The organism is Pseudoroseicyclus tamaricis (assembly GCF_012070395.1).
Classification (GTDB): Bacteria; Pseudomonadota; Alphaproteobacteria; order Rhodobacterales; family Rhodobacteraceae; genus Pseudoroseicyclus_A; species Pseudoroseicyclus_A tamaricis.
The window spans coordinates 842,436-858,599 of sequence record NZ_JAAFYS010000002.1 but is presented as its reverse complement, the minus strand read 5'-3'; the positions used below and the strand labels follow the sequence as shown (position 1 = coordinate 858,599).

Genomic DNA, 16,164 nt, shown 5'->3' with positions numbered 1-16,164 from the left:
TGGTCGCGCGCAAAACTGGAGCAGGTCTTGGCCACATCCCCGCCGCCCTTCGCGCGCTTCGAATTCCTCATCGCCTGGCGCTATCTTCGCGCCCGGCGGGCCGAGGGAGGCGTGAGCGTGATGACATGGATCTCGCTGCTCGGCGTCATGCTCTCCGTCGCCGCGCTGATCGCCACGCTCTCCGTGCGCGCCGGCTTCCGGGCCGAGTTCGTCGACACGATCCTCGGCGCCAACGCCCATGCGACGATCTACCAGTCGCTCGACGTCTCCGAGACGGGGCAGACCTCGCGCACCATCGCAGATTATCAGGCGATGGCCGAGCGGCTGGAGGCGGTGCCCGGCGTCACCAGCGCCGCGCCGCTGGTGCGCGCTCAGGTGATGGCGAACCTGCGCGGCGCCAATGCCGGCGTCGAGGTCTTCGGCATCGCGCCGGAGGATCTGGCGACCATCCCGCGGATCGCCAACCCCGAGGAGGCCGAGGGGCAGCTGCAGGACTTCCCGAACGGCATCGCCATCGGCTCCGGCGTCGCACGCGAGCTCGGCGCCTTCCTCGGCGACCGCATCCGCATCATCTCCCCCGATGGCGCCCGCACCGCCTTCGGCACGTCCCCCCGCGCCTCGGCCTACGACGCCAGCTATATCTTCACTGCCGGGCGCTACGATATCGACCGCACCCGCGTCTACATGCCGCTGGAGGAGGCGCAGCTCTTCTTCAACCGCGACGGCGTCGTCGACGAGATCGAGGTGATGGTGGAGGACCCGGACAATATCGAGGCCATCGTCCCCGCCCTGCTGGAGGCCGCCGGCCCCCGCGCGCTGGTCTGGACGTGGAAGGACTCGTCCGGCGCCTTCCTCCGCGCGCTGACGGTGGAGGACAACGTGATGTTCGTCATCCTCTCCATCCTCGTGCTCATCGCCTCGCTCAACATCATCTCGGGGCTGATCATGCTGGTGAAGAACAAGGGCCGCGACATCGGCATCCTGCGCACGATGGGCCTGTCGGAGGGCTCGATCCTGCGAATCTTCTTCCTCTGCGGCGCCTCCATCGGCACGATCGGCACGATCCTCGGCGTCATCCTCGGCTGCGCCTTCGCGATCTGGATCGACCCCATCTTTTCCTTCGTCAACTTCGTCTCCGGCGGCGGCGTGTGGGACCCGGAGATCCGCGGCATCTACGCCCTGCCGGCCAAGCTGGAATGGGGCGATGTCGGCGCCGCCGTGGCGCTGGCGCTGTTCCTCAGCTGGGTGGTCACCCTCTTTCCCGCCCGCCGTGCGGCGCGGATGAACCCGGTGGAGGCCCTGCGCTATGAGTGACGCCGCCCTCCGCCTCGACGGCATCACCAAGACCTACGGCGACGTGGCCAGGCCGGTGGAGGTGCTGCGCGGCGTCTCCCTCGCCATCCAGCCGGGGGAGATCGTCGCCCTCGTCGCGCCCTCTGGCGCCGGCAAGTCGACGCTGCTGCACATCGCCGGTCTGCTCGACACCGCCGATGCCGGCGGGCTGGAGATCGGCGGGCGGGACATGACGGGCCTCTCCGACCGCAAGCGCACCGTGGTGCGACGGCAGGAGGTGGGGTTCATCTACCAGTTCCACCACCTGCTGCCGGAGTTCAGCGCCGCCGAGAACATCATCCTCCCCCAGCTCGCCAACGGCGTGGCGCGGGCGGAGGCGGAGGCGCGGGCGGAGGCGCTCCTCGCCGAGGTCGGCCTGCAGGACAGGGGCGATCACCGCCCCGCCGCGCTCTCCGGCGGCGAGCAGCAGCGGGCGGCCTTCTGCCGGGCGTTGGCCAACGAGCCGCGCCTGCTTCTGGCCGACGAGCCGACGGGCAACCTCGACCCCGAGACGTCCGACCGCGTCTTCGCGGCGCTCATGTCCCTCGTGCGCGGCACGGGCCTCGCGGCGCTGATCGCGACGCACAACCTCGAGCTGGCCTCCCGGATGGACCGGCGGCTGCGGCTGGAGGGCGGGCAGGTGGTGCCGGCCTGATCCGGCTTCACCTGCGGCCCGATGTCCCCCGTGACGGCGCCGCGCCGGGCTGTCACAATGGGGCAAAACGGGGGAATGATCCGATGAAGACGACCTATGCCATGCTGGCCCTGCCGGCCCTCCTCGCCGCGTGCATGACCGAGCCCGCGTCCAATCCCGAGTCGGAGGCCGTCGACGGCGCCGCCTTCTACGCCGAGAATTGCGCCGCCTGCCACGGCCCCGCCGCCATGGGCAATGGTCCGCTCGCGGAGGGGCTGCCCGTCCAGCCGGCCAACCTGACGACGCTGGCTTCCGGGAACGGCGGTACCTTTCCGCGCAACGAGGTGATGAGCTACATCGACGGCTACCTCCGCGGCGGCCACTACGCCGACGTGATGCCGGAATTCGGCGCCGGAGACCTCGGCCCGCAGATCATCGTGGAGAACGAGGATGGCACCGGCACGCCCGTGCCCGCCGCGCTCCTGGCGGTGACGGATTACCTCGAGAGCCTGCAGCGCTAGTCGCAGATGCCCGAGAGGTCGTCGCCGCCGGCGGGGATCCAGACATTCTGCGCCAGAGCCACGTCGAGCGGCGGCAGGTCGAAGTACTTGCCCAGCGTCTCGTGCAGGCGAGACGTCCGCGCGGCCTCGGGGGCGAGGACGCGGCAGCAGAGGTATTCCTCGTAGACGCGGCCCTGCTGCTCCCACCCGTAGTCGAGGAAATCCACCTCGGTGTTCGGGTCGAAGAGGTAGGGATCGACGCTTTGCACATGCTCGACCGCCGCCTTGAGGGGGTGGTAGCCGGTGGTGGCGCGGTTCTGCCATTGCCAGACATGCACCATCTCATGGGCGAAGAGCATGGCGGCAGGCAGCGAGATCGCCTCGCCGCCGAGCCCCTCCAGGTAGTCCTCGAGGTAGCGGCCGGGGCGGAAGTAGACGGTCTGGAAGGCGGTGAGTGCGCCGGTCACCACCTCCACCGTCGCCGTGGCCGGCTGCGGGTAGATCCGTTCCTGGCAGGTCGTGCGGGGGCGGACGGGGATGGAATGGGGCCGCTCCTCGGCGAGATCGCCCCGCAGGCGGACGGTGGCGGGCGAGAAGTCCGGCCCGAGGAAGGCGCGGGCGAAGGACGTCTCGTCCGTCGTCAGCGGACGGCCGCAGGCGGAGAGGAGGAGGAGGGCGGTCAGGGCAAGGGCACGCATGGGCCGAAGCATGACGCGCCAGCGTGGGCGAGGGAAGGGGGCGCCGATCACCGGGCCGTGGGGGGGGGGGCGGAGAGGGGGTGCTGCCCGTGGCTCGGACAGGTTTCCATCCGCTTAGGGTGGATTTCCAACCCACCATACCCCCGGCCGGAACGTGCCCCAAGCCCCACCATCCTCCGCCGGCCGCAAGTCCCGCCCTCTCACGCCGGCCCGTGGGGTGGCGCTCCGACGCCGCCGCTGCGCGCTTTATGCCAGCCTAGCCCCTCCATGGCACGAGCGAAGCACCTAGCTCAGCCAGAGCGCCAGCCCGCGGGGACGGGCCGGCGCTCGCGCGGCGCCTGCGGCTTGATTCCGCGCGGGGGAAGGAGCGGCGGCGGAGTCTCCGCAGCCCTCGCCCCGAGCGAGTCTCGTAGGGTGGGTTTCCAACCCACCATCCCCGGCCCGCCACAGGCGCCACCATCGCACGCCGGCCCGTGGGGTGGCGCCACAACGGCGCCGCTGTGCGCTTTATGCCTGCCAAGCCCCTCCCCGTACCGAACGAAGCACCAAGCCCAGCCAGAGCGCCAGCCCGCGGCGACGGGCCGGCGCTCGCGCGGCGCCTGCGGCTTGATTCCGCGCGGGGGAAGAGCGGGGACGTTAGGGATGGCGCCGGGGCCGGGGTAGGGGCGGCAAGCCACACCCGCACCCTACAACCGCCCGATCACCATCGCCTTCAGCTCGCGCAGGAGCTTGCGACGCATGGCGGTCTCGAAATCGTCCCAGCCGAGCGCCGCTTCCACGAAGGCGCCGGGGCCGCGCAGGACGTAGGCGCGGAAGTAGGAGGTCAGCTGCTTGATGTCCGCCAGCTCCTGGTCGCTGGCGATGGCAATGCCGCCGATGACGAGGCCGTTGACCGTCACCCCCTCCGGCGCCGCGATATCCTGCGGGCGGGGGCCGGCGTTGTTCGTCCCGTCGCCCGAGAGGTCGAGCGTCCGGGTCCAGCAGGCGTCCTGCGCCCCCAGCGCCGCGAGCCCGTATTCCATGGCGCGGCCGAGCGCCGTGGTGGGCGCGGCGCCGAGGCGGGGCGTGGCGCGCAGGCGCGCGGCGGCGTCGAGCACCGCCGCCTCTCCGGCCAGCTCCGTCCAGGGCAGGAGAAGGCGCTGCGCGTCGGGGCCCGACCACTCGAAGACCAGCAGGCGCACCGGCGGCCCGGGCTCGGCCAGACGCGCGAGCACCTCGGGAGAGGCGAGGGCGGCGGCGAGCCCGTCGAGTTGCAGGCGATATTCTCGGGCGTTGACGGAGCCGGAGACATCGAGCCCGATGGCCAGCGCCTGACGGCAGGGCGCCTGCGCCGCGGCCGGCCCGGCGGCGAGGAGCAGCGCGACAGCAACGGCCAGCAGGCGCCTCATCCCGGCCCCGCCTCGCCCGGCTCAAGCGCGCCGAGGGCGAGGGCGCGCAGCTCCCGCTCCAGCTTGAAGGTCATGGCGCGCTCGAAATCCTCGAAGCCGTTGGCGGACATGACGAAGGCGCCGGGTCCGCGGATCACCTCTCGCAGGTAATGGGCGTAGAGATCATCCTCGTCCTCCTCCTCGCCGGTGGTGCCGCCCTCGATGACGAGGCCGTTCACCGTCACCCCCTCGAGCGGGAAGCCGCGGTAGGCGGAGGCGGGCGGGTAGGAATCGTTGTGGACGCCGTCGCCCGAGAGGTCGATCACCCGCCGCGTGCAGGAGGGGCTCTCCCCCAGAAGGATCGCGGCATAGCCGAGCGCCGCGCCGATGGAGGTGGGGAACTGGCCGGGCACCCGCTCGGATTCGGCGACGGCGGTGGCGGCGCCCAGCAGATCCTCCTCCGTCTCGATCAGCCGCCAGCCCATCAGCAGCGACTGGTTCGACCGGCCGGACCATTCGAAGACCGCCATCGCCACCGGCGGCTCGCCGGAGCCGAAGAGCGCGTCGTTCACCGGCTCGGAGAGGAGGGCGGCGGCGAGGCCCTGGCGCTGCAGCACATCCTCGCGCGCATCGACGGAGGCGGAGACATCGAGCCCCAGGGCGAGGGCAAGGCGGCAGGCATGGGCGGGGGCGGCCGCGCCGAGGGCGGCCAGCCCGAGGAGCGCGGCGAGCGCCCCCCTCACCCCATGCCTCCCGGCCTTACCAATGGCCCGTGTTTTCCATCGAGGCCCAGGGCTCTGCCGGCTCCTTGCTCTCGCCGTTCTGCAGCAGCTCGATGGAGATGTTGTCCGGCGAGCGCACGAAGGCCATGTGCCCGTCGCGGGGCGGCCGGTTGATGGTGACGCCGGCGTCCATCATGGCCTGGCAGGTGGCGTAGATGTCATCGACGCCATAGGCGAGGTGGCCGAAATGGCGGGAATCCGACGGCAGCTCATCGTCGCCGTCCCAGTTGTAGGTCAACTCGACGGGCGCCTCGTCCTGGCCGGGAGGGGCCATGAAGATGAGCGAGAAGCGGCCGCCCTCGTTGTCGATCCGCCGGGTCTCCTTGAGGCCGAGCAGCTCGAAGAAGGCCATGGTCTTCTCGAGGTCCTTCACGCGGACCATGGTGTGCAGATAGCGCAGGGGCATGAGGTGCTCCGGGTCATGAGTGGTTGGCCCCAAGCCTAGCAGGATGGGGCGGGACGTCCAACGCGGGAGTGTGGTCCGGGGGGCGAAGGGACGGGGCACCTGGTGTCCCCGTTGCAGGCGCAGGGCGAGCGCCGGCACGTGGGGTGGCGCTCCCACGGTCAGGCGGTGGTGCTTTATGGTGCGTCCACCTCGTCGCTCTGGGCTTTGCGCCAACGGCACCGGAGCGCCAGCCCGCGGGACGGGCCGGCGCTCGCCCTGCGCCTGTGGCGCGCACCGGGCGGGAGACGAGCTCCGGGCGTTGCGCAAAGGTGGGTTGTAAACCCACCCGACGTAGGTGGCGTTTTATCCCACCGGCCCCTCAGAATGCGGATCTGAAGTCGAGGCCGATGCTGTATTCCTCCCTGTCGAAGAAATTGACGGTGGAGAATGTACTGGCGGCTTCGAGCGTGACGCGAGGCACAAAGCCGTAGACTTCGAAGCCCGGCAGATCGACGTCGAGGTAAGTGCGGGCGCGCAAGTCCTCGCGGTCCACCGTGGTTCCTGGTTGGTTGGAATAGCGCGTCGCCTCATAGACACGCGCATCGAGCGAGGCGCCGAGGCCGAGCTCGACATTGCCGAAGACCGGCTGGGCGAAGTCGTAATCGGCCGCGAGGAACAGCCCCTGGTAGCCGCGATCGGGATCATCCGTCAGCGCCGCGCCGAAGCCCGAGGTGATCACCAGGGCTCCCATCTCCGTGGCGGGCAGCGCATGGCGGGCGCGGAAGGTGAGTGTCCACGAATCGTCGTAACCATCCTCGACCTGGAATTCGGCCAGCCCGCTCACAAGGAAGGAGCCGTCTGGCCCGAGGTCGTAGGTGCGATCATGCGACAGGCGCAGGAAATGGCGCAGAGGATCGCCTCCGTACCAGACCTGCCCGATCTCGGCGCCATAGCTCAGCCGGCGCGGGCCCGACTCAGGTGCCACGACATGTTCGAGGCCGAAGGTCAGTGTCGCGTCGGAGTAATCAAAGCCGGTCGTCTCGTCAGGGCGCTCGGGTGGGGGGGGCGGGATATCGCCTTCTTCGAGGCCCTGCAGCACCCGCTCGTACTTTTCCAGCTCGTCTTCGTATTCCTCGAGGGCGAGCTCCTCCAAAGCGTTCCGGGTTTCATCGCTGAGCACGTAGCTGCGCCCGGAGAGCCCCGCTTCGAACGATGTCTGCGAGCGCTCGGTCCGGCGCAGCCTGTAATAGAGGCTCCCGTTGGCGGAAACTTCAATTCCCGAGAGCGGCTGCGCGTCGGCGTTGAGGTCGAAGAGGCCCAAGCCGTAGGGCACGACCGTCTCCGACGACGAGCCATTGTTGATATTGCTTGAAGGCGCGACGCCGAAGCCGAAGGACAGCTGCAGCGGGTTGGCGGCGCGCAGCGCACGATAATCCTGTTCCAGCCCCGCGCGGGCCTCGGGGCTGGGCACGTAAGGCGTCGCCCGGCGCAGCCAGAGCTGCGACCAGGTGAAGTCGCCCGCCTCCGCCTCGGCCTTGGCCGTCAGGCGGGCGGCCTGGTAGCGCAGCTGGTCCTCCTCCGTCGAGCGGAAGGCGGCGGCGCCGAAGCGGGCGGCGAGGTCGGGGCGGCCGATGGCGAGCAGCGCCTCGGCCTTGACGTAGAGCGCCACGTCATCCGTCGGGTCGCGCTCCAGCAGGAGCTGGGAGAGGCGGATCGCCTCCATCGGGTCGCCCTCGCGCAGGACCTGCACGGCGACGGCCCGGAGCTGGGCGGGGGAGAGGGCGACATCCTGCGCCCCGGCCGCGAGCGGCGTCAGGGCGATGGCCAGGGCAGTGACAAGGGCTTTCATCGGTAAAGGATGAACCCGCCGGTTTCCTGCACCGTCACATCCTCGTAGCGCGGATCCTCCGATGTCATCACCATCACGCCGACCACCTCGTCCGGCCCGTCGCCGGAGAGGACGGCGTAGTAGGTGCCCGTCTCGTAATCGACCGGGGCGCCGGTGGCATTGTAGCCGCGGGTGAAGACGCCGTTGGTCAGCTCGCCATCGTCGCTCATCGTGCCGGGGCCGACGACTAAGTTGATGTCGGGCAGGAAAATGCGGCCGCCGTCGACGTTGTAGTCGTTGGTCAGCGCCACGCGGTTGCCGTTGATGTCGAACAGCTCGCGGTTGATCACATGTCCGGTGACCCCGTTGCCGGCGTTGAAGTCCTCGAAATCGATCGCCATCACCATGTCGCCGCGCGTGTATTCCAGCCCGGTGATGCCGTCGAAGATGCGCACGCCCGCGTAATCCCCGGTGAACTGCGCCTGGCCCGTCGTCGGCAGCGTCACCTCGCCGTTGCGGGTGTAGATGAAGCCACCGAAGCCGTAATCGACGTAGGAGCCGGTGCGCACGATGGCGAACTGCGTCGCCGGCTGCGGCTCGCCCTCCACCAGCACGCTGTTCTCGCTGGCGCCGTAGATGGCGCGGTAGGTGAACTGGTCGATCAGGGCGCCCGTCAGGCTGTCTTCCACCGTCTCGACCCCTTCGTAGACGGCATAGCCGCCCATGGAGGAGACGTTGGTGCCGCGCCCGTAGACGTTGGCTCCATCGAAGGCGAGGTTGTCGACGTAGAACGTATCGTCGGCGGCGACGTAATAGGCATCCTGCACGTAGCCGCCGCCCACCTCGTCGGTGGCCTCGTAGCGGGTGATGCTGGCGGTGCTGGAGGGATCGTTGGTGCCCGGCGGCAGATCGCCGGCGAGGCTGCCCTCGTCGTTGGTGCCCTCGGTCTCACCATCGCCCTCGGCGTCGGTCGGTGATTCCGTGCCCGGCTCGGGCTCTTCGGTGAAGAAGGGCTCCCCGTCGCCGCACCCGGCGAGCAGCGCCAGAAGCGCGGCGGTAGAGACGATCGTGCGCATGCTTGTTGTTCCCGCTGCTGCCCGGGTTTCCTGCCTGGGCCGCATCATCCGGAGCGGCCGGGGGCAAGTCAACGACGCAAAGGGGGCTTTGTTGGGGCATTCGACGCTTTCGCCACAGAGGCCGCTAGATATAGTAGGCGGAAAGCCGAGAGCCGCGAGGGGAGCACCAAGATGGGCCTGAAGGACAATGACCGCGCCGAGATCGAGGCGCTGCGGGCCGAGACACGGCCGACGCTGCGCGCGGTGTCGGAGGGGATGGAGGCGCATCTCTACCACGCCCACGAGGTGCTCGATCACGGGTTCGTCCGCGTCGTCGACTACATGGGCGACGACGCCGCCATCTGCCAGGCGGCGCGGGTCAGCTACGGGCGCGGCACCAAGAGCGTGCAGAACGACGAGGGGCTGATCCGCTACCTCATGCGGCACTGGCACTCGACGCCCTTCGAGATGTGCGAGATCAAGCTGCACGTGAAGCTGCCCGTCTTCGTCGCCCGCCAGTGGATCCGCCACCGCACCGCCAACGTGAACGAGTACTCCGGCCGCTACTCGATCCTCGACCGGGAGTTCTACATCCCCTCGGCCGAGCATCTCGCCGCCCAGTCGGTCGTCAACAACCAGGGCCGGGGCGAGGCGCTGACGGGGGAGGAGGCCGCCCGCGTGCTGGACTGGCTGAAGGCCGACAGCACCCGCGCCTACGACCATTACGAGGCCATGATCTCCCAGGACGGTCAGCAGGGCCTGGCGCGGGAGCTCGCCCGGATGAACCTGCCGGCGAACATCTACACGCAGTGGTACTGGAAGGTGGACCTGCACAACCTCTTCCACTTCCTGCGGCTGAGAGCGGATGCCCACGCGCAGTACGAGATCCGGGTCTATGCGGAGGCGATCTGCGAGATCGTCAAGGACTGGGTGCCGGCGGCCTACGCGGCGTTCGAGGATTACCGGCTGGGGAGTGTGCAGCTATCCGGGAAGGGTGTGGCCTGCCTGAAGCGGATGCTGGCCGGGGAAGAGGTGACGCAGGAGGGGAGCGGGATGAGCAAGGGGGAATGGCGGGAGTTTCGGGAGGTTTGGGGGTGAAGCTCACCGACTTAGCTAGTAAAACGGCGGCTCTCTTATTTCGGAAGCATGAATTTCAAAGCTTTTACCATATCTGCGGGTGGTCTCGCTAACGATATCCTGGAACCAGGGTGGAGAATATGGGGAGATAATCACAGACTCAATTAACTCTGAGAGATCTACTGGCACGTTGCTACCGTCAACCGGCGGCCTCTCCGGGTTTGGCACAACTGCTCGCACCTCATTCTCGTAGGACAGTGTTGATCTTTTGCAGAAGATCCTCTCCTCGTTCGCGGCAAAGTGAGTTGCGTAGTCTAAATACTGGACTTTACCGACCTTTAGTTCCGGCGCGGAAACCAATGAATTCCATAACTTGCTGACGTTGGTTTTGACCGCCAAGCCTGAGGTGCCATGCGGACAATAGATTTTCCAGAGGGCTTCTGACTCGCCGGAGTTCTGATGCCAGCATGAAACAAGAGAATTCCTTGCCTCAGCAAATATACGCTTTGTTTGATCTAGTAGCCTCTCTGCCGCGGGGCCTATAGAATTTTCGTCAGGGGCCGGGCCCGTTGGCGGATGCGCTATAATTTCTCTGTAGCTTTGTAGGTAGTACTCATCCCACTCTTTCTGCCGAGAGGATTTGCCTGCAGCTCCTTCGTAGATGTCGTCAAAATTAGAGGCCCGAGTGAAGTACACAGCTTCTTCGCGCAGCATACTAACGTACTTCGCGAAATCCATGTATCTCCAGAGTGGTATGCCTTCATCTATACTTATATCCAGGTTGGTCTGCCAGTATACTGGAGTTGCTAGCTCTTCGAGGTAGGCTGCGCAGGCTCCGCAAACCAACTGTGGCGCCAATTTGTAATCATATCCTGCAAATGCGGGGCGCCCGACCTCAATCTGTTTGCTGCAGAGACTGCAAACGTTATAGTTCTGAATTATCCTCTGTCGCAAAACGCCGGAAATCCGGCCAGTTGAGCTTAGGCGTCTGAAGACTTCCCGATCTTCTTCGTGATTCTTGAAGGTAGCCAAGTGACCTCGACGACTAGGAAGAATTATAGTTTGCAGCAATCACTACCGATCAAACTCTAGTAGCGACGAGACGATCCGGCATTGCCCGAGTCAAGCGTAAACTGTCCCTCGTTGAAGGACCCCGCGCCACATCCAACTCCCACGTCGTCTGCACGTTCATCCAGAAGTCCGGCGTCGTCCCCAGCGCCTCGGCCAGCCGCAGCGCCGTGTCGCCGGTGATCCCCCTCCGCCCCCGGACGATCTCCGTCACGAGGCTCGCGGGTACGCCGAGGCGGCGGGCGAGGGTGGCGGCGGAGAGGGATAGGGGGCCGAGAAACTCTTCGGCCAGCACCTCGCCGGGGTGAATCGGGGCCAGTCTGTCCGGCGGTGTCTCGGGAGGGAGTGTGGGCATCGTCCATCAGCCTATCACACCCAGCTCACCAAAGGGTAAAGGAGGCCCCCCTCACACCTTCCGCAAGTTCCCCGCCATCTGCCGCCCGTCGCGGCCGTCGATCAGCTCGTACTCGATCGGCTGGTTGTCGGCGAGGCCGGTGAGGCCGCTCTGCTCCACGGCGGAGATGTGGACGAAGATGTCCCGCCCGCCATCCTCCGGCTCGATGAACCCGTACCCCTTGGTGGTGTTGAACCACTTCACGGCGCCCTTCGGCATTGCCCGTCTCCTTCATGCCCCACCCGGCGGCAGCGGGGCGCGGGCCGGGTGGCTCTGGCCTCTGGCGCCCCCGCTGTTAAGGATTGGCGACTGCGTGCAAAACGCAAATGACAAGCGACGCCGCGCCGCCCCGGCGGCCCGTGTTGCACAGCAAGGAGGCAGCAAATGCGATTTTTCGGGCTGAAGACATGCGATACCTGCCGCCGCGCGCTGAAGGACCTGCGCGCCGCCGGCATCGAGCCGGAGGTCGTCGACGTCCGCGCCGACGGGCTGGAGGAGGGCGCTATCGCCGCGATGCTGAAGGCGCTCGGCCTCGGCGTCATCAACCACGCCTCCACCACCTGGCGCGGGCTGGGGGAGGAGGAGCGGGGGCTGCCGCCCGAAGAGCTCCTCGCGAGGCACCCGACGCTCCTCAAGCGCCCGGTGATCGAGGAGGGCGGCAGCTGGACGATGGGCTGGAAGGACGACGTGCGCGCCCGCTACCTGGGGGAATAACGGCGGCGCCTTCACCCTTGGGCCGGGCGGGGGCCGTGCCTATCTCCCTGCCAACAAAAGGAGCAGGAAAGACATGCGCAACGCCGCCCTCGTCCTCGGCATCATCGCCGGCATCATCGGCCTCGTCGTCGGACTCGTCGGCTTCGGCTGGACGGAGTTCGTCGCCGCCCAGCCCGGCGCGGCGGAGTGGTTCGAGGTGGAGAACCGCGATCTGGTGCGCGCGGCGTCCGTCCTCTCGCCCATCCTCGCCATTGCAGGCGGGGCGATGGCCCGGGCGCGGGCGCTCTGGGCCGGGGTGCTGCTGCTCGCCTCGGCGGGGCTGATGTACGCCGCCTTCGGCTTCAACGTCGGCACGATGTTCCCCATCACCATGGCCGGCCTCGCCGGCGTGCTGGCCATCGGCGCCGGCAAGCCGGACGAGGAGAAGGCGCACTTCTAGGGGAGTTGCCGGGGCAGGGGGGTGGCGAACTGCCGCCCAAGCTCCATGACCGAGTGACTCTCGTGACGCGGGGCGGGAAAACCCCGCCCCGTCGCCGTTACTCTGCCGCGATGGCCCGCTCGGCCAGGTCCGGCGGCGTCGCCTCCGTCACCAGCGCGGCGATGGCGTCGCTCAGCGGCGCCGTCTGCGTCTGCTTCTCGCCGAGGCGGCGGATGGTGACCGTCTGCTCCTCCACCTCGCGCATGCCGACCGCGAAGATCACCGGCACCTTGGCCAGCGAATGCTCGCGGACCTTGTAGTTGATCTTCTCGTTGCGGATGTCGGCCTCGGCGCGGATGCCCGCGGCGCGCAGCTTCTCCACCGTCTCCAGCACGTAGGCGTCGCAGTCGGAGACGATGGAGGCCACCACCACCTGCCGCGGCGCCAGCCACATCGGCAGCTTGCCGGCGTGCTCCTCGACGAGGATGCCGATGAAGCGCTCGAAGCTGCCGAGCGTGGCGCGGTGCAGCATGAAGGGCCGGTGCTTGGCGCCGTCAGGGCCGACATATTCCGCATCCAGCCGCTCGGGCAGGTTCGGGTCCACCTGGAAGGTGCCGCATTGCCAGACCCGGCCGATGGCGTCGGTCAGATAGAAGTCGAGCTTGGGGCCGTAGAAGGCGCCGTCGCCCGGCTCGAGCGTATAGGTGCGGCCCGTCTTGCGGATCGCCTGCTCGAGCGCGGTCTCGACGTAATCCCAGCTCTCCTCGGTGCCGACTCGCTTTTCGGGCCGCGTGGCGAACTTGATCTCGAAGGTCGCGAAGCCGAGCTCTTCATAGATCCCGGCGAGGAACTCGATGAAGCGCGCGCATTCCGTCTCGATCTGGTCTTCGGTGCAGAAGATGTGGCCATCGTCCTGCGTGAAGCCGCGCACCCGCATGATGCCGTGCAGCGCGCCCGAGGGCTCGTAGCGGGTGCAGGAGCCGAACTCGGCGAAGCGCAGCGGCAGGTCGCGGTAGGATTTCAGGCCCTGGTTGTAGACCTGCACGTGGCAGGGACAGTTCATGGGCTTGAGCGCATTGATGCGCGTGGTTTCCTTGTCCTTCGCCGCCGCGTCGTCGTTCTCGCCATCGCGGCTCTCGTCGACTTCGACGATGAACATGTGGTGCTGGTACTTCGCCCAGTGTCCCGAGGCCTCCCACAGCTTTCGGTCGACGATCTGCGGCGTGTTGATCTCGCGGTAGCCGCCGGCGCGCTGCTTGCGGCGGACGTAATCCTGCAGCGTGGTGTAGATCGTCCAGCCGTTGGGATGCCAGAACACCTGGCCCGGGGCCTCTTCCTGCATGTGAAAGAGGTCCATCTCGCGCCCGAGCTTGCGGTGGTCGCGCTTGGCGGCCTCCTCCAGCATGGTGAGGTGGGCCTTCAGCTCGTCGCGGGACTTGAAGGCGACGCCGTAGATGCGCTGCAGCATCGGGCGCTTGCTGTCGCCGCGCCAGTAAGCGCCGGCGACGCTCATCAGCTTGAAGGCATCGGCGGGGACCTGACCGGTATGCTGCAGGTGCGGGCCGCGGCACAGATCCTGCCAGTCGCCGTGCCAATACATACGTAGCGGCTCGTCGCCCGGGATCGCCTCGATCAGCTCGACCTTGTAGGGCTCGCCGGCCGCCTCGTAATGGGCGATGGCGCGCGGCCGGTCCCAGACCTCGGTGCGGACAGGCTCACGGGCGTTGATGATCTGCTTCATCTTCGCCTCGATCTCGCCGAGGTCCTCCGGCGTGAAGGGCTCCTCGCGGTCGAAGTCGTAGTACCAGCCGTGCTCGATCACCGGGCCGATGGTCACCTGCACGTCGGGCCAGAGCTCCTGCACCGCCCGCGCCATGATATGGGCGAGGTCGTGGCGGATGAGCTCCAGCGCCGGGGCGTCGTCCTTCATCGTGTTGATGGTGATCTCGCCGGAGGTCTGCAGCGGCCATTGCAGGTCGATGTGCTGGCCGTTCAGCGCCGCGCTGATCGCCTTCTTGGCGAGGGAGGGGGCGATGCTCTCGGCCACTTCGGCGGGCGTGGTGCCGGCCGGGTAGTCGCGCTGCGAGCCATCGGGGAAGGTCAGGGAAATATCGGCCATGGGCCTTTTCTCCTCGTCGGTCTGGCGCCCACCAAGCGCCCGGTTGCGGGTATGTGTGGCGCTGACATGGCTTGGCGCGGCGGCGCGGTCAAGACGGCACGGGCCGCCGGCGGCCGCCGGGGTGGCGCGGAGACATCGGCCGCGGGGCCATCTTCGGGGGGCGACAGAAAACGTTTGTCTCACGCGCCCGTGATGCTAACAATTTCATCCATTGGGGGAGTTTCCTTTCGTTTCCACCGCTTGAGGCCGTCCGGCTATTCCAGGGACGGGGCGGCGAAGCTGGGGGAGGGTGCCCGTTCACTTCGACGAAAGACGTATCCATGACTTCGATTCTTCGCTCCGCCGCTGCGCCGCTTGTCCTTCTCGCCGCGCTCGGCGCCTGCTCGTCCTCCTCCGGCCCGGAGGGTTCCGACCTGCCCGCCTTCTCCGACTTTGACGACGCCCTCTCATACGCGGAAAACGTCATCTCCTCGCTGGACACCGTCGAAGACATCTACGCCGATGAGCTGCCGGACAGCGGCACCGCCTCCTACGAGGGGTTCGCCATCGTGGCCGAGGCGGACTCGGATGCCGGTGCCATCGGCGGCGTGGCGATGGAGCTGGACTTCGGCGCCGAAAGCCTCACCGGCCGCGCGGACAACTTTGTGGCCAGCGATGACACGCCGGTCAGCGGCCAACTCGACATCGCCGGTTCGGGCATCGCGGACGATTATCTCGGCGCCGCTATCGGCGTCCGCGTCAGCGGCTCCCTGGAGGGCACCGCGGGCTACACCCACACGATCGACGAGGACGTGATGATGGCCATCGGCGCGGACGCCGACGAAGACACCGTCCTTCTGGGTGAGACCTCCTACGACGGCACCTCGCTCGTCACCGGCGAGACGGTCGGGATGGATCTGGGCATCATCGCGCTCGAGCAGTGATCGATCTGAGGCGGGCGCTCCGGCGCCTGCCTCTTCGCAGCTCGCCGGCTGGACAGCCGGCCGTGGCCGCGCCATCTCTGCCCCCATGCAACATCTCGACACGCCCGCCGGCCGCCGCATCGCTTATCACCTGACCGAAGGGGAGGGGCCTGCCGTGGTGTTCCTCGGTGGCTTCCGCTCCGACATGGAGGGGACTAAGGCGCTGTTTCTGGAGGAGTGGGCGCGGGAGCGGGGCCGCGCCTTCCTGAGGTTCGATTACTCCGGCCACGGCGCCTCCTCCGGCGCGTTCGAGGAGGGGGCCATCGGGGACTGGGCCGAGGATGCCGAGGCCGCCATCGACCTGCTGGAGGGGCCGCTGGTGCTCGTCGGCTCCTCGATGGGCGGCTGGATCTCGCTGCTTTTGGCGCGCGGCCGGCCAGAGCGGGTCGCCGGGCTCGTCACCATCGCGGCGGCGCCGGATTTCACGGTGGAGATGTGGGAGGCGTTCTCGCAGGCGCAGCGGGACGAGCTGATGGAGGCGGGCCTGACGCTCCGCCCCTCCGACTACGGCGATCCCTACCCGATCACCCGCCGCCTGATCGAGGACGGACGGTCCCACCTCGTGCTGACCCATCCGCTCGCCCTGCCGATGCCCGTCCGAATGCTGCAGGGCACCGCCGATACCGACGTGCCTCAGCACCGGGCCCTCGCCCTGCTGGATCATGCGGAGGGAGAGGACATCCGCCTGACGCTGGTAAAGGGAGCCGACCACCGCTTCTCCACGCCGGCCTGCCTGCAGCTGATCGGCGAAGCGGTGGCGGAGGTGTCCTAGCGGCCCCGCCAGCTCCCTGCGCCCCCTGTTTTTGGTCCCGAAAATCCCGGGGGTCCGGG

General features: G+C 67.9%; 18 protein-coding genes. 8 read left to right on the top strand and 10 right to left on the bottom strand.

From position 1 onward, the window contains the following. Positions 1–27: 27 nt before the first annotated feature. The 3 genes from GY170_RS10485 to GY170_RS10475 all read left to right on the top strand — a co-directional run bounded on the left by GY170_RS10485 (position 28) and on the right by GY170_RS10475 (position 2,487). Positions 28–1,314 (top strand): lipoprotein-releasing ABC transporter permease subunit, encoded by a 1,287-nt coding sequence (locus GY170_RS10485; protein WP_163893176.1) that lies wholly within the window; start codon positions 28–30, stop codon positions 1,312–1,314. After that, positions 1,307–1,987, top strand: coding sequence for an ABC transporter ATP-binding protein (locus GY170_RS10480; protein WP_163893173.1), 681 nt, complete (start codon positions 1,307–1,309; stop codon positions 1,985–1,987). The genes GY170_RS10485 and GY170_RS10480 overlap by 8 nt, the downstream gene beginning before the upstream one ends. Before the next feature lie 83 nt (positions 1,988–2,070). Further along, positions 2,071–2,487, top strand: a complete 417-nt coding sequence (locus tag GY170_RS10475; protein ID WP_163893169.1) for a c-type cytochrome — start codon at positions 2,071–2,073, stop codon at positions 2,485–2,487. On the opposite strand, the gene GY170_RS10470 is transcribed toward GY170_RS10475, so the two are convergent. The 6 genes from GY170_RS10470 to GY170_RS10445 all read right to left on the bottom strand — a co-directional run bounded on the left by GY170_RS10470 (position 2,484) and on the right by GY170_RS10445 (position 8,602). Further along, positions 2,484–3,164, bottom strand: coding sequence for a hypothetical protein (locus GY170_RS10470; RefSeq protein ID WP_235924097.1), 681 nt, complete (start codon positions 3,162–3,164; stop codon positions 2,484–2,486). The genes GY170_RS10475 and GY170_RS10470 overlap by 4 nt on opposite strands. Before the next feature lie 686 nt (positions 3,165–3,850). Next, positions 3,851–4,552, bottom strand: a complete 702-nt coding sequence (locus GY170_RS10465) for a DUF1194 domain-containing protein (protein ID WP_163893163.1) — start codon at positions 4,550–4,552, stop codon at positions 3,851–3,853. Then, a complete protein-coding gene (locus tag GY170_RS10460; RefSeq protein WP_163893161.1) occupies positions 4,549–5,274 on the bottom strand; it encodes a DUF1194 domain-containing protein in 726 nt (241 codons plus the stop codon). The genes GY170_RS10465 and GY170_RS10460 overlap by 4 nt, the downstream gene beginning before the upstream one ends. Before the next feature lie 16 nt (positions 5,275–5,290). Further along, positions 5,291–5,719, bottom strand: a complete 429-nt coding sequence (locus tag GY170_RS10455) for a VOC family protein (RefSeq protein ID WP_163893158.1) — start codon at positions 5,717–5,719, stop codon at positions 5,291–5,293. Positions 5,720–6,077: 358 nt separating this feature from the next. Continuing rightward, on the bottom strand, positions 6,078–7,547 hold the full coding sequence (locus tag GY170_RS10450; RefSeq protein WP_163893154.1) for a hypothetical protein: 1,470 nt from the start codon (positions 7,545–7,547) through the stop codon (positions 6,078–6,080). Continuing rightward, positions 7,544–8,602, bottom strand: a complete 1,059-nt coding sequence (locus GY170_RS10445; RefSeq protein WP_163893152.1) for a hypothetical protein — start codon at positions 8,600–8,602, stop codon at positions 7,544–7,546. The genes GY170_RS10450 and GY170_RS10445 overlap by 4 nt, the downstream gene beginning before the upstream one ends. 171 nt (positions 8,603–8,773) lie before the next feature. Here GY170_RS10445 and thyX point away from each other — a divergent pair, with 171 nt between their 5' ends. Further along, entirely contained in the window at positions 8,774–9,679 is a 906-nt protein-coding gene (thyX, locus tag GY170_RS10440) for an FAD-dependent thymidylate synthase (RefSeq protein WP_163893149.1), read from the top strand. Between the two features lie 15 nt (positions 9,680–9,694). Here thyX and GY170_RS10435 read toward each other — a convergent pair whose 3' ends face one another. From GY170_RS10435 to GY170_RS10425, 3 genes are read right to left on the bottom strand one after another with little or no spacing between them, the layout of a single operon-like run. Continuing rightward, the gene (locus GY170_RS10435; RefSeq protein ID WP_163893146.1) at positions 9,695–10,690 is read right to left on the bottom strand and encodes a hypothetical protein; all 996 of its coding nucleotides are present in this window, start codon (positions 10,688–10,690) and stop codon (positions 9,695–9,697) included. Positions 10,691–10,739: 49 nt separating this feature from the next. Further along, a complete protein-coding gene (locus GY170_RS10430; RefSeq protein ID WP_163893143.1) occupies positions 10,740–11,081 on the bottom strand; it encodes a HigA family addiction module antitoxin in 342 nt (113 codons plus the stop codon). Positions 11,082–11,132: 51 nt separating this feature from the next. Continuing rightward, positions 11,133–11,339: a cold-shock protein gene (locus GY170_RS10425; RefSeq protein WP_163893140.1), complete on the bottom strand. Its 207-nt coding sequence runs from the start codon at positions 11,337–11,339 to the stop codon at positions 11,133–11,135. A gap of 165 nt (positions 11,340–11,504) precedes the next feature. Here GY170_RS10425 and GY170_RS10420 point away from each other — a divergent pair, with 165 nt between their 5' ends. Both GY170_RS10420 and GY170_RS10415 read left to right on the top strand, forming a co-directional pair. After that, positions 11,505–11,834, top strand: a complete 330-nt coding sequence (locus GY170_RS10420) for an arsenate reductase family protein (protein ID WP_163893137.1) — start codon at positions 11,505–11,507, stop codon at positions 11,832–11,834. Between the two features lie 73 nt (positions 11,835–11,907). After that, entirely contained in the window at positions 11,908–12,273 is a 366-nt protein-coding gene (locus GY170_RS10415; protein ID WP_163893135.1) for a hypothetical protein, read from the top strand. Between the two features lie 97 nt (positions 12,274–12,370). Here GY170_RS10415 and thrS read toward each other — a convergent pair whose 3' ends face one another. Next, complete coding sequence (gene thrS, locus GY170_RS10410) at positions 12,371–14,371, bottom strand: threonine--tRNA ligase (RefSeq protein ID WP_163893132.1); 2,001 nt, start codon at positions 14,369–14,371, stop codon at positions 12,371–12,373. A gap of 320 nt (positions 14,372–14,691) precedes the next feature. Between thrS and GY170_RS10405 the strand changes: the two genes are divergently transcribed. Next, positions 14,692–15,294 (top strand): hypothetical protein, encoded by a 603-nt coding sequence (locus tag GY170_RS10405; RefSeq protein WP_163893130.1) that lies wholly within the window; start codon positions 14,692–14,694, stop codon positions 15,292–15,294. An 85-nt stretch (positions 15,295–15,379) separates the two neighbouring features. Beyond that, positions 15,380–16,105, top strand: coding sequence for an alpha/beta hydrolase (locus tag GY170_RS10400; protein WP_163893127.1), 726 nt, complete (start codon positions 15,380–15,382; stop codon positions 16,103–16,105). The last annotated feature ends 59 nt before the right edge of the window (positions 16,106–16,164 follow it).

Coding starts and splice junctions, on each gene's coding strand:
- GY170_RS10405 (WP_163893130.1), top strand. CDS start 14,692: ATGACTTCGATTCTTCGCTCCGCCGCTGCGCCGCTTGTCCTTCTCGCC.
- GY170_RS10425 (WP_163893140.1), bottom strand. CDS start 11,339: ATGCCGAAGGGCGCCGTGAAGTGGTTCAACACCACCAAGGGGTACGGG.
- GY170_RS10470 (WP_235924097.1), bottom strand. CDS start 3,164: ATGCGTGCCCTTGCCCTGACCGCCCTCCTCCTCCTCTCCGCCTGCGGC.
- GY170_RS10465 (WP_163893163.1), bottom strand. CDS start 4,552: ATGAGGCGCCTGCTGGCCGTTGCTGTCGCGCTGCTCCTCGCCGCCGGG.
- GY170_RS10455 (WP_163893158.1), bottom strand. CDS start 5,719: ATGCCCCTGCGCTATCTGCACACCATGGTCCGCGTGAAGGACCTCGAG.
- GY170_RS10420 (WP_163893137.1), top strand. CDS start 11,505: ATGCGATTTTTCGGGCTGAAGACATGCGATACCTGCCGCCGCGCGCTG.
- GY170_RS10475 (WP_163893169.1), top strand. CDS start 2,071: ATGAAGACGACCTATGCCATGCTGGCCCTGCCGGCCCTCCTCGCCGCG.
- GY170_RS10415 (WP_163893135.1), top strand. CDS start 11,908: ATGCGCAACGCCGCCCTCGTCCTCGGCATCATCGCCGGCATCATCGGC.
- GY170_RS10480 (WP_163893173.1), top strand. CDS start 1,307: ATGAGTGACGCCGCCCTCCGCCTCGACGGCATCACCAAGACCTACGGC.
- GY170_RS10430 (WP_163893143.1), bottom strand. CDS start 11,081: ATGCCCACACTCCCTCCCGAGACACCGCCGGACAGACTGGCCCCGATT.
- thyX (WP_163893149.1), top strand. CDS start 8,774: ATGGGCCTGAAGGACAATGACCGCGCCGAGATCGAGGCGCTGCGGGCC.
- GY170_RS10400 (WP_163893127.1), top strand. CDS start 15,380: ATGCAACATCTCGACACGCCCGCCGGCCGCCGCATCGCTTATCACCTG.
- GY170_RS10445 (WP_163893152.1), bottom strand. CDS start 8,602: ATGCGCACGATCGTCTCTACCGCCGCGCTTCTGGCGCTGCTCGCCGGG.
- thrS (WP_163893132.1), bottom strand. CDS start 14,371: ATGGCCGATATTTCCCTGACCTTCCCCGATGGCTCGCAGCGCGACTAC.
- GY170_RS10450 (WP_163893154.1), bottom strand. CDS start 7,547: ATGAAAGCCCTTGTCACTGCCCTGGCCATCGCCCTGACGCCGCTCGCG.